This window comes from Alloscardovia venturai, from assembly GCF_042676605.1.
GTDB classification, from domain to species: Bacteria; Actinomycetota; Actinomycetes; order Actinomycetales; family Bifidobacteriaceae; genus Alloscardovia; species Alloscardovia venturai.
In genome coordinates this window covers 120,249-132,137 of sequence record NZ_JBHTHQ010000012.1, presented here as the reverse complement: position 1 = coordinate 132,137, position 11,889 = coordinate 120,249, and the positions used below count along the sequence as shown (strand labels likewise).

The 11,889-nt window shown below is 42.7% G+C and carries 10 protein-coding genes; 5 read left to right on the top strand and 5 right to left on the bottom strand.

The features are described 5' to 3' along the window. The first annotated feature begins 253 nt into the window (after positions 1–253). From ACFQY8_RS02200 to ACFQY8_RS02190, 3 genes are all read left to right on the top strand, one after another. Complete coding sequence (locus tag ACFQY8_RS02200) at positions 254–586, top strand: hypothetical protein (RefSeq protein ID WP_377938157.1); 333 nt, start codon at positions 254–256, stop codon at positions 584–586. After that, a complete protein-coding gene (locus ACFQY8_RS02195; protein ID WP_377938155.1) occupies positions 561–764 on the top strand; it encodes a hypothetical protein in 204 nt (67 codons plus the stop codon). Before ACFQY8_RS02200 ends, ACFQY8_RS02195 begins: the two co-directional genes overlap by 26 nt. A gap of 675 nt (positions 765–1,439) precedes the next feature. Then, entirely contained in the window at positions 1,440–1,994 is a 555-nt protein-coding gene (locus ACFQY8_RS02190) for a Panacea domain-containing protein (protein WP_377938154.1), read from the top strand. On the opposite strand, the gene ACFQY8_RS02185 is transcribed toward ACFQY8_RS02190, so the two are convergent. Continuing rightward, positions 1,987–2,115 carry a hypothetical protein gene (locus ACFQY8_RS02185; RefSeq protein ID WP_377938152.1) on the bottom strand — a complete coding sequence of 43 codons (129 nt, stop codon included), beginning with the start codon at positions 2,113–2,115 and terminating at the stop codon, positions 1,987–1,989. The two genes, ACFQY8_RS02190 and ACFQY8_RS02185, sit on opposite strands and share 8 nt — an antisense overlap. 15 nt (positions 2,116–2,130) lie before the next feature. On the opposite strand from ACFQY8_RS02185, the gene ACFQY8_RS02180 reads away from it, so the two are divergent. Next, on the top strand, positions 2,131–2,556 hold the full coding sequence (locus tag ACFQY8_RS02180) for a hypothetical protein (RefSeq protein WP_377938151.1): 426 nt from the start codon (positions 2,131–2,133) through the stop codon (positions 2,554–2,556). Positions 2,557–2,699: 143 nt separating this feature from the next. Here the strand turns inward: ACFQY8_RS02180 and ACFQY8_RS02175 are convergent, their stop codons facing one another. Together ACFQY8_RS02175 and ACFQY8_RS02170 are read right to left on the bottom strand one after the other, a co-directional pair. Next, positions 2,700–5,684, bottom strand: coding sequence for a glycoside hydrolase family 3 N-terminal domain-containing protein (locus ACFQY8_RS02175; protein ID WP_377938149.1), 2,985 nt, complete (start codon positions 5,682–5,684; stop codon positions 2,700–2,702). Between the two features lie 530 nt (positions 5,685–6,214). Then, positions 6,215–6,490: a hypothetical protein gene (locus tag ACFQY8_RS02170; protein WP_377938147.1), complete on the bottom strand. Its 276-nt coding sequence runs from the start codon at positions 6,488–6,490 to the stop codon at positions 6,215–6,217. Between the two features lie 205 nt (positions 6,491–6,695). On the opposite strand from ACFQY8_RS02170, the gene ACFQY8_RS02165 reads away from it, so the two are divergent. After that, positions 6,696–6,917 carry a transposase gene (locus tag ACFQY8_RS02165; RefSeq protein WP_377938145.1) on the top strand — a complete coding sequence of 74 codons (222 nt, stop codon included), beginning with the start codon at positions 6,696–6,698 and terminating at the stop codon, positions 6,915–6,917. Positions 6,918–7,550: 633 nt separating this feature from the next. Here ACFQY8_RS02165 and ACFQY8_RS02160 read toward each other — a convergent pair. Continuing rightward, positions 7,551–8,051 carry a hypothetical protein gene (locus tag ACFQY8_RS02160; RefSeq protein ID WP_377938144.1) on the bottom strand — a complete coding sequence of 167 codons (501 nt, stop codon included), beginning with the start codon at positions 8,049–8,051 and terminating at the stop codon, positions 7,551–7,553. 618 nt (positions 8,052–8,669) lie between these two features. Next, positions 8,670–11,705 (bottom strand): glycoside hydrolase family 3 N-terminal domain-containing protein, encoded by a 3,036-nt coding sequence (locus tag ACFQY8_RS02155; protein WP_377938142.1) that lies wholly within the window; start codon positions 11,703–11,705, stop codon positions 8,670–8,672. Between the last annotated feature and the right edge of the window lie 184 nt (positions 11,706–11,889).

The window sequence follows — 11,889 nt, the reverse complement described above, 5'->3', positions numbered from 1 at the left end:
CAATCTTATCAATGCTTTCAGGCAATCAGGAATACCCAAGTCCTAGTTTACAGAAAATAGAGTATAATAATTTGCAAGTTTTTATTGCAATGGTGCGGTAAAAAGTGGCTTTCAGCGTTGAAAAGATCAAAAAAAGAAAAGACATATAAATCGCTATTTAGCACTTGTCATAGCTTTTATCATTTCACTTGGTGCGCTTTCTTCGGTTAATGAGAGCTATGCTGCAACGATTGAGAAGCCATTAGAACAGAGTGTGATTGATAAAGCAACACCGTATATTTCTCTTGCTGGGTATTCTTATATTCTTGACGCATCTGCTTCTAAAGTTCTTACAGAACAAGAGATGCAAGCAGTACAAGAACAGATAAAACAGACTAATGCGGCAATTCGTCAAGCAATTCAAGAAACAGCATCAGAAGAAATACAAGTTACTCGAACAACAGATAAAGTCATTTTCACTGATGTTTCCACGGAAACGGCAAACCGCCCGATACCTCTTACTCGTGCTGGTACGCGTTATAAAGAAGGAGCGACAAAAGTAGAATTCGGATGGTATTGGTTTGCGAATTTATGTATCAAAAACTGATATCAATCAGCTCGGTAGTTTAGTGCTTGGAAATAGTATCAAGCTCCCAGCGGGTGCAGGGCAGGTAGTTGCAGCAGCATTGGAATTCGCAGCTGGGCGATTACCTGGCGGAGTAGTTTTTGAATCCACTCTTCCTGATCTTGTTTTCTTACGTATCACAAATATACGTTTCCAATGAGGCGGTGTAGCATGAAATTCTTAAAAAATACGCATAGCCTTACAGTAATAGACAACGTTATCTCAACGGTACTCTTAGCATTGTGCATTTTTTACCGGCAAAATTGGCACTGTTACGATGGATCACATTGATTCTGTTCTTATGCCTTTTCCCTATATTTATTTATGTCCGAAAAGATAAGTCTAAGGTAGAACTTTTTTCACAAGGTGGTGCCTATATAATTATCTGTTGCGTAATGGCTCTAAGAATCTTAAATGTGGATTTTTCATGGCTCAGCCAACAAAAAACTATTAGCAGTAGTTGTGATTCTTCTGATAGTTGCGGCTACACCTAGTGTTCGAAAACCACCAGTAAAAGACACCAATGGCTGATAAATCAGTTAAGAGATTACTTGCATATGAGGGGTGTATCTCATACGCATGAAGTGCGAGATATACCCCTCATAGTTTAAGGAAAATAAGAATCAAACCTATTAGATAACGTCTCCATAGAAGAGAAAAGGAACATTAATTTGACAAATTAGGATTATTTATCAATATCTAACAAACTCGATGAAATGGATAATCATTGTACTTCGGCTGAAATTTACACTACCCGTGAAATTTATATGCACTGATAGTATAGAAATACACTTAGTAGAATGTGCTTAGTGTTTGTATTAAGAGGGGAGTTGGCATGGCAAAAGTTCAAGACGTAGCACGTTATATACTAGAAAAACGTAGCGATCAGGGTCATGCGACAACAACATTCGCTCTGCAAAAGTTTTTGTATTATAGCCAAGCATGGATGCTTGTTTCACGAAGTATTCCACTTTTCAATGATGAAATATCAGCGTGGGAACATGGCCCCGTTGTGAGATCTATTTGGAATTACTGCAGAAACCGTCGCTACATTTCGCCGCGCGATATTCCGGATGGGGATACCGATGCTTTATTGCCCAATGAAGAAATTCTCATTACCCGTATCCTTAATTTATATGCGGATATACCGGATGCATGTTTAGGAGACGAGTTGGAAAAAGCAAGTCATCTTGATAAACCATGGCAAGATGCATATTGCAACAACAATAAAGTAATCACCCAAAACGTTATTCATGATTACTATGCTTCACTACAGGCAGACCCAAGCATTGCACATGGCGCGCGTATTCCTATGCTTGCAGATATTTCTAATGTAACTTATATCAGTGATGAAGATTCTGCATTCTTAGATAACCTGCTCGCTAGGTAGAAATCGTGGTATCACCATGTGCGAGCAAATGTACGCCTGGGAACGGATAGAGCGACTTAATGAAAATCATCGAGTTGAGTATTTCCAATGCCGAGAAGTGGAACTTAACATTTTTATTCATGATCAGGCACTTATTATGCAGGAAGCAGGTAGTTGCGCTGTATATGTAGCAATTGCCCCTAATAATGACGTAGTAGGTTTTTATACCATTTCTCCGCATCATCTTCAACACAATGTCGTTAGCAAGACCGGCGTCGCCGATGATGTCCAAGGAACATATACAGCCCTCCTTCTAGGGAGAATGGCAATTGATAATAATTACTCTGGAAAATCTTGGCGAAGTGCTGGAAATTCCAGACAAGGCCCACTTTTGCTGCATGCAGCAATACTCCATGCAGCACAACTTTCTCGTGAGGTCGGAGCTCGACTACTTTATGTAGAAGCTAAGAATGATAGACTCATTGACTGGTATTCAAGTCAAGGTTTCATCCCTTTCCCATCTAAATGTAACGTGAGACAAAAGAAACTCATCCTTGATTTGCATAAGGTAGATATCGAGTAATCATCTATTTCAAACTTTCCTCAGTCAGATAAATATCCCGCTCAGTTTTGCACCGGCATCCACATAAAAATTCAAAAATTCAATAGTGGATATCTGCGAAAACTGAACGAGATATTTTTACTGGTTACATATGAAAGTTACGTTTATTTAGTAGTAACCGCATTTTCTATATGTGTATCTACCACCTGAGTGCTTTCCGCAGTAGTCTTTTCAGCCTTACGACGCTTAACAAAACGACGAATCGCTACGACTTCCGCGAGAAGAAGAAGCACAGCAAGGACTGCAACTACCGCATAGTAGATGTATTGCCATGCAGGAGTCTTAACCTTTGGCGCACCATCCTTGTACACCCAACTATTTACTGCAGTGTAGAGGATATTATGAGTAGATTCGCGCATCGCATTGACGATTTGCGCATCATCCGTGTGAGTGATGTGGTTGGTGGTTGGGAAAGTTGCAAGCATCGCATCGGTACCACCGAGCATTGCGCGATTTCCAATCATATAATTTCCACCAAAGTAATCAGTCTCCACAAATCCACGGAATCCCCATTCTCCACGAAGTACGTTCTTCTGCAATGGCGCATACGCACCAGACCATTCGTTACCGATGTAGTTATATGACGACATCACAGCTTGTGCACCGCCTTGCTGGACAGATGCTTGGAATGGCTTGAGATAGATTTCGCGAATAGCCTGCTCGTTAGACCACGTCAAAAGCTGACCGTTACGGTTTGTCTCTTGATCGTTCAAAGCGAAGTGCTTCATGAAGGAGTACACACCATATTCCTTTGCACCAGCGATTTGATTCGCAGCCATCTGACCTGCGAGATAACCATCTTCAGAGAAATACTCAAAATTACGACCCGCAAATGGAGAACGATGAGTATTCATAGCTGGCGCATACCAACCAGTAACCTTCATCTCTTGAGCCATCTTACCCATGAGTTCACCATACTTCTTAGCAAGCTCAGTGTTAAAGGTATTAGATACCGCTACTGATGCTGGGAAACCAATGGACCCCTGCTTCGTAAAGTTATTATTCAGTGCAGCTGGACCATCCACATCAGTCTGACGTACCTTACCGATAGAGGAAATCTCAGCATTGTTATATCCAGCGTTTGCGATGAGATTATCCATATCAGCGATAGTGAGTTCGTTAAGGAGCTTATCCCACATCTTATCGTCATACTTCTTACCATAGAGCTGATAAAGTTTGACATTATTCTTCGCACCAAGAGTTGGCATCTTCGTAGAATAATTCTGACCCTTGAGGTAATTGTCATCCTTGTAGTTCTTCTCACCCGTAAAGGTCTTCTTGTACTGCTCTGGAAGAACTGTAGATGCCGGTTTTGCGGTCGCTTGTGCAAGGTTTGCGAAGTGATTTGCACGCGACAAGTATGTAATATCGCCCTTTGCAGAAGTGAACTCATTCTTCGCAGCAGTCTTGTCAATCGAGCGCTTGTTTGTACCCGAGTATGTGATGGTGGAGTTTACACTCAACGTCTTAGAATTAAGCTGATGATGAGAATCAGCATTAATAGAAATCTGATACTCGCCGGCATCAAGCTTATACGCACCTTTACCAGATTCATCGTAAGAAGCCATATCCTCAGCATTAAAAGTAATCTTGACGCTCTGAGATTCACCCGACTTGAGTTCCTTAGTCTTTGCAAACTTGACGAGGTTCACAGTGGACTTTTCCACACCGCCGTTGACATAAGGAGGGTTGTAGTAGACCTCGATAGGAGTCTTACCTGCTACATCACCAGTATTCGTCACAGTTACATCGAAGGAAACCTTACCATTTGCATAAGTAATGTCACCCATCTTCTGCTCAAAAGTGGTGTAAGACAAACCATAACCAAATGGATACTGGACAGCCTCATCATAATTGATAGCACCCTCTGCTGCAGCTGTTTCAAAGAACTTGTAACCTACGTAGATACCTTCAACATAGTTGACAAAGGATGGTTTCTGAGTACCAAACATATTGGTAATAGTGAACTCATTCATGTTTGTGTAGTTATGCAGACCAATGTTGTTGTACCAAGGAGCCTTCGTAAAGTCCTTAATGAAGGTATCTGTCGTCTTAGCAGAAGGATTGACAGTCCCTGCCAGCACCTGACCAAGAGCCTCAAAACCTGTCTGACCCGCAGGAGGGCACCACAGTACCGACTTGATATTGGAATATTCATCTACGAAACCGAGGTTCATAGCATTTGCGCCATTGTAAACGACAGTCACATCATCAAAGTTCTTGTTGACCATATCGAGCATATTTTTCTCAGTCTGAGTCAAGTCAAGATAGCTTTCGCCCGCTTTGTAGTCATTATAATCAGCGGAATTATTGATGTAATTGGAACCGGTAGCCTGACCCCACTTGCCAGAGGAAAGTTTCGTCCCCTTCTTATTCATCTTGACTTGAGACATATCATTAGGCAAGTCAGCACCCTCACCGCCAGAGCGTGAAAGTACAACGATTGCACGATTCGAGAATGACTTCGCCTTGGTCAATTCGCTTCCGTATGTGTTTGCAGGAGGCTCTGGAAGAGTCCACTCCTGACCCCACATACCTACAACTGGACGGTCTGCACGATACTTGGTGTAGAAGTTTGATAACGAAGTATTGGTCTTAAAACCTGCATCCTTCAGTCCGCCAAGCAACGATGTAGTCTTATAGTTTTCATTCATAGCACCAGAACCGGTACCACCATAAATAGGATTTGTGGAAGCCCAACCAAATACATTGACATTCTTCGTGTCTGTCATAGGAAGCGAATTACTTTGATTCTTGAGGAGAACCACTGCTTCCTTCTCAATCTGCTGACCCAAATCACTCGCCTGCTGAGCAGTCCGAGTAGTGAGCTTACCATCCCCCGACATTAAGTTCAGCGTAGTGCTCAATGGACCAAAAAGTATCATAGTCACAGCTACGATAGCTGCGATAGCTGCCGCAATCCATGTTTCACTGTGAATAAGTTTACGAGTAGCCTTATTCTTCACAGTCCACTTATTTATGAGGATTGTCAGTACGATTGCCACAATAAGAGCAATTCCTATAATCCATAACTGATGAGTCATAGACTGAAGGATCTTCTTCACATCATCAAGATTGATGCTCAGCATGTCTCTTCCTTTCTTTTCTTCTTTCTGCATACACTTGCATCATTGCAAAACGAGCCGCCTGTCAATCATCATTGACTACGCTGCTCGTCATTGTCTATAAGACAAGGCACGCATTCTTTCTCTACAGGAATTCTTACAGAGTAAATTTCCGCATGTGAAGTATAGGAACATTAATTACCATTTCGTAAGTTAATGTGACAAAATTCTAACAACGTATACAAAACATGGCATATTTAATCTTTTACTCGCTCTCACTAGATTCTAGCGAGAGTGTTTCTCTTGCAATATTTGCAATGTCACGATAAAACCCTGATCACACAAGTCAAGACAGCATTTCTTATAACTATTCCAGCTCTACTGCTTTATACCCACGCAATATCAGGACTATAAAATAATGTACGATTCTATGTAAAATGTTTCCGATATATACACATGTACCTTACTTAAACTAACAAATCAGAAAAATTCCAAATAAAAAGGTTACACTTTCGGCTTTGTCCCTTCATATGTAACCTTTTAGGCGTTTACTTTTATGCATGTGTAAGCGCTTGCGTACTTGCATTACGAATCCAATCGTCTACACTCATGTTTTTCCTATCTGCATCTTGCTCGATAAGCTTCCATAAGCTATCTGCAATGCGAATAGTATGAGGTCTAGATACTTCTTTTTTAATTTCCCACGCGCGTGGAGCTACTGGGGTAACTTCAAGCCCTGCGTCTGCAAAATTATTTTCAGCTTCTTGTGCCCAGCGATTAATATCCGCATCGGTAAATTGCGCACCATTACTTGCCTTATATGTATTCATATCTAATGCCCCTTTCGTATCTCGCTAATGAATCCTTTAGTAGCTTTGTTTGCATGGAAAATAAGAATACCTTCTTCGAGTTTAACGAAGACAAGTTCTATAAGAGCACCATTCTGATCAAAGCCTATACATGCCCATCTAGGGGGTTCAGTATCAGCACTGGTCTTGGAAGAAAATACTAGGTAAGAATGGTGCTGTTCAATCGATGAGTCGTAAGGGTAACTGTTGGGATAACAGTGTCATGGAAAACTTCTTCGGACTATTAAAGACTGAAATGTTTTACGGGAACACATTTGCTAGTATTCACGAGCTTGCGACCGAGGTTAGAGCTTATATTGATTGGTATAACACGGAAAGGATTCAAGAACGGTTTGAGGGTATGAGCCCGATAGAATACCGGGCCCATACCCTCAAACTCGTGGGATAGAATTAAACCAGTCCAACAAACACGGACCAATACAATTCGAGAGAGGTTTTTCTATGAGTGACACGTAGATGGCGCGTAAGGTTTTTAGAACCTACATTTCTTCGCAACTCTTACGATATGCAAAGATACCGAGGGTGGCCATTGGAATCGTAATTGCTGCAATAAGAGCCAGGTTTACGCCCGTTTGAGGCAACGTGCCCTTGGTGGTCTTGTAGCACGCTTGTTCGTGGTAGGAACCACGGTATTATTCTGAGGCGCAATCTTAACTGTTGTTGCCTGCTTTGCTTCCACGCTAGGCTCGGTTACAGGAACTATCCGGTCATATATAAACACTCCGGCTATCTAAGTAATAACTTTATTATCCTTATACACGGTTTTCTGTTCTCTCTACTTACTTAGAATCTTGTTTTTCGTTAGTACTTGGCAAATCTTTCGATGCATCATTTAGATACATCAAAACCGCCGTTATAACAGAGAATCCCAAAACCCCAATTACCCCCTTATAACTGGCAAGCACATGTATACCAAATACTATTCCTACGAAAATCGATTGCAAAACAGCAAGCAAAACAACATTTCTCAATACACTTATCCACCGCATTTTATTAACTCCCCTAATTAAGGAATTGCGCATCAGATTGGATTCCAAATAAGACCGCCAATTAGACCAGTCAACGCTCCCGCTGCAGCTCCTCCTGGTCCACCAAAAGCGCCGATAGCGCCACCAATAGCAGCACCTCCCAAAGTATTACCTGAGATGCAGCGCACATACTTGCCCTTGTTAGATTTGTTTGTTGAGTATCGCTTAAATCTCAGCATATTATTCTGCTTCGGAAGAGCTTCCAACTGGGAAGAATTAATCTTCTTATATGTAATTGACTTACCTTCATAAGATGTTTGAAGTGTTGCTACCACAGTTCCCTGAGTGTTAATAATATTTGCAGTTCCATTATCCTGTATGGAGAATGTTCCATTCTGCAAAGTCATTAGAGCACCGGCATCAGTTTTCTCAATCGTATATGTCACTTCTGATCTGGCTTCTGCTGCAACAGCATGTGGTATCGAAGTAACACCAACAGCCAGTACAATTAGAGCACTCAGAGTAAGGAGAGCTAATCTGTTAAGACTTTTCATCTTTCTTCCTTTCTTCTCTGAAAGTGGTTTTTACACGTCTTATTGTGTAAAAACTTGTTAGTGATTGTACTCTTCTTGGCTCTTTTTCTCAAATTCCGCAGGTTCTGGTTTGAAGTTCAATCTTTCATTTCGTAGTGGTGGTAGTAAAAAAAGAAAGATACCACTACAAGTAACAGAAAGAATTGTACTTCAAACCAGAATCTAGGAAGCGTTTTGTCTATATTCGCAAGATTCAGAAAGTTGATAATAAACGAATCACATTCAACAAAGTTCTTCAAAAAGATTCCGCTGGACGTGTCCTTCTCGATAAGAATGGTCGGGAACTTTTCCATAAGAAGTATACAAAAATCTATCAGCTTGATAGCATCGATTTAGTACTGCTCAGAGATAAAACTAAAACTGTCATACGGTTTGCTTAACAAAGCGCAACATGAGCAAGAAAACCATTAAAGATCTTACATACGCATAAAGAAACCCGCTTAGTTTCATATGGTCTTCCAAAGTTGGAAATTCAAGGAAACGTAAGCGGGTTATTTTCTTCACTGAATTGTGACTCAATTATGCAGTGCTCATTGCTTAGAAATATTGCTCTACTAAGCAGTGGACACTACTTAATCATTATTCAGCACTTTCAGTCTTAGCGCCTTCAGTACCTTCGGTCGCCTCAGTAGACTCACCGTCAGCACCCTCAGCTTCAGCAGGCTGAGCCTCTTCCAAAGCAGCCTTCTCATCCTTGCGACGCTTAATGAAACGACGAATAGAGACGATAGCTGCGAGGAGGAGCAAGAGCGCGATTACTGCTACGACAACGTAGTAAATCCACTGCCATGTAGCAACCGATGCCTTAGGAGCACCGTTTGCATAGAGGTAAGTGTTTACTGCTGCGTAGAGTACTCCGTGTGCTGCCTCACGCAAATGAGATACGGTAGCTGCAGAGTCATCGCTTACTTCATTTGTGGTCTTAACGGTCGCAAGCATACCAGTGCCACCATTGTAGATGGACTCGGTAGCATCCATGTAGCCATAACCACCGAAGTAATCGGTGAGCACGAAACCGTTGAAGCCCCATTCGTTACGAAGCACGTTCACGAGGAGGTTCTTGTTTGCACCTGCCCATGTGTTGCCTACATAGTTGAATGCAGACATGGTAGCGCGTGCGCCGCCGTCCTTTACAGACATCTCGAATGGCTTGAGATAAATTTCACGCATTGCCTGCTCGTTAGACCACGTGTGCATCTGAGCCAAACGACCGTCTTCTTCATCATTCATAGCGAAGTGCTTCATGAATGCGTAGATACCGTGTGCCTGAGCGTTCTTGATTTCCAAGGAAGCCATGGTACCGGAAACGAGTGGATCTTCAGAGAAGTACTCGAAGTTACGACCTGCGTACTGAGAGCGATGAATGTTCTGTGCTGGTGCGTACCAACCCGTTACACCCATATCCTTAGCCATCTGACCGATAATATCGCCAAATTCCTTAGCGAGATTCTTGTTCCATGTGGAAGCAACAGATACGGAGGATGGCAAACCGATAGAACCCTGCTTGGTGAAGTTGTTGTTCAAAGCTGCTGGACCATCGACGTCGGTCTGACGTACCTTGCCGATGGACTCCACCGCACCGTTACCATAACCGTCATACTCAATGAGGGAGCGCATTTCCTTGACAGTAAGCTGGTCAAGGAGCTTATCCCACATCTTGTCGTCATACTTCTTGCCGTAAAGCTGATAGAGCTGTACGCCGTTCTTTGCACCAGTTGTAGGCATCTTCACATCAGAGTCAGCCTTCTTAGCCTTTTCAAGCCACTGAGATACATTTGTGGAATTAACGAACTCGTCCTTGTACTTGTCAGCCAATTCGGTATTCGTTGGCTTTGCAGTAGCTTCAGCATAGTTCGCAAAGTGATTTGCACGGGAAAGGTAAGTGATACCTTCACCTGCTACATCTGCAAACTGGTTCTTTGCTGCAGTCTTGTCACCATTGTGAGTGTTGGAAGCATCATACTTGATAGTCGATGTAACATTAACGCTCTTAGTATCAATCTTGGTGTGAGAGTCGGAGTTGATGGATACCTTGTACTCACCAGCTTCGAGCACGTAACCGCCGTTACCGTTGGTGTCATAGGAAGCCATGTCAGAATCCTTGAAGGAAACCTTGACAGTCTGAGATTCGCCTGGCTTGAGTTCCTTTGTCTTCTCAAATGCTACGAGGTTTGCAGTTGCCTTTTCGATACCGCCTTCAGTGTAAGGAGGGTTGTAGTAAACCTCGACAGGAGTCTTGCCCTCTACATCACCTGTGTTTGTCACGGTTACATCGAAGGAAACCTTGCCATTTGCATAAGTGACGTCACCCATCTTCTGTTCAAAGGTGGTGTAAGACAAACCATAACCAAATGGATACTGTACGACATCGTTGTAATTGATAAGACCTTCATCAGATGCAGTTTCGAAGAAACGGTAACCTACGTAGATACCTTCTACATAGTTGACGAAGGATGGGGTAGTGGACTGTGCAGTAGGAGCAAACTCCTTCATATTGGTATAGTCAGTGTGACCGAAGTTATTCCACCATGCAGTCTGAGTGAAGTCCTTGACGAAGGTGTCAGCAGTCTTTCCAGAAGGATTGACCTTGCCCGCAAGTACAGAACCAAGGGAATCGAAACCAGTCTGACCAGCAGGAGGGCACCAGAGCACAGACTTAATCTGAGAGTACTGGTCTACCCAACTCATGTCCATTGCATTTGCACCGTTGTAGACAACAGTAACATCGTTGTAGTTAGAGGTTACGAGCTTAACAAGGTCCTGCTCAGTCTTGGAAAGAGTAAGGAAGCCTTGACCATCCTCGAAGTCCTGATAGTCCTTGGAATTATTAACGTAATAAGAACCAGGAGTACCGCCAAATGCCTGAATCTTGACCTTCGTACCTGCTGGCTTAGTCTGGATATTCTTCGCGTGCATGTTCGTAGGAAGATCTGCACCTTCACCACCAGAACGGCCGATAACGACGACAGCCTTATCAGAGTAATTCTTTTCCTGAGAAATATCGGAAGAAGTATACTGTGCTGCAGGAACTTCTGGAAGAGTCCAGTCCTGAGACATCATTCCTACCAATGGGCGATCTGCACGATAGTTGGTATACTTCTTGGAAAGCTTGTCGTTAGGCTGCAAACCAGCGTGCTTCAAGCCTTCAAGGAGGGAAGTAGTTGGATAGTTAGCGTTCATAGAGCCAGAACCGGTACCACCATAAATAGGGTTAGTAGAAGCCCAGCCGTATACGTTAACCTTGGAATTTGCCTTCAGAGGCAGGTTCGCATCATTATTCTTCAGAAGAGTAATGCCCTCATTCTGAATGTCAGTAGCAAGCTTTTCAGCCTTCGCCTTAGAAGTAGCGGACAATGTACCAGAACCACTCATCAAGTCGAGTGTGGTCTTCATCGGTCCGAAGAGGATCATAGATACTGCTACGAGAGCTGCAATAGCCGCCACAATCCATGTCCACGAGTGGACAAGCTTTCGTGTGCCTTTGGACTTAATCCAAAGCTTATTTACTGCAATTGTCAGAACAACTGCGCAAACGAGAATCACGCCGATGGCATTGAGCTGAGTCTGCATAGACTTCACTACTGCCAAAACATCATCTATATTGATGCCGAGCATACTCGCCTACCTTTCTTTCTTTTCTCACATCTCGTCTCCGAGATAACCGTCACTCTCTAGGCATAATTGACCGAGAACAACTTACTTGACTAGCGTATTAAAACGGTTCGATAAATGTGAGACACGAGATGGAGGTGTGTACATATTAGGCACAGTTACAAGAAGTCTTCATAATGCCATTACA

Coding starts and splice junctions, on each gene's coding strand:
- ACFQY8_RS02185 (WP_377938152.1), bottom strand. CDS start 2,115: ATGAATAAAAATGTTAAGTTCCACTTCTCGGCATTGGAAATACTCAAC.
- ACFQY8_RS02160 (WP_377938144.1), bottom strand. CDS start 8,051: ATGAAAAGTCTTAACAGATTAGCTCTCCTTACTCTGAGTGCTCTAATT.
- ACFQY8_RS02170 (WP_377938147.1), bottom strand. CDS start 6,490: ATGAATACATATAAGGCAAGTAATGGTGCGCAATTTACCGATGCGGAT.
- ACFQY8_RS02180 (WP_377938151.1), top strand. CDS start 2,131: ATGCAGGAAGCAGGTAGTTGCGCTGTATATGTAGCAATTGCCCCTAAT.
- ACFQY8_RS02165 (WP_377938145.1), top strand. CDS start 6,696: ATGAGTCGTAAGGGTAACTGTTGGGATAACAGTGTCATGGAAAACTTC.
- ACFQY8_RS02175 (WP_377938149.1), bottom strand. CDS start 5,684: ATGCTGAGCATCAATCTTGATGATGTGAAGAAGATCCTTCAGTCTATG.
- ACFQY8_RS02155 (WP_377938142.1), bottom strand. CDS start 11,705: ATGCTCGGCATCAATATAGATGATGTTTTGGCAGTAGTGAAGTCTATG.
- ACFQY8_RS02190 (WP_377938154.1), top strand. CDS start 1,440: ATGGCAAAAGTTCAAGACGTAGCACGTTATATACTAGAAAAACGTAGC.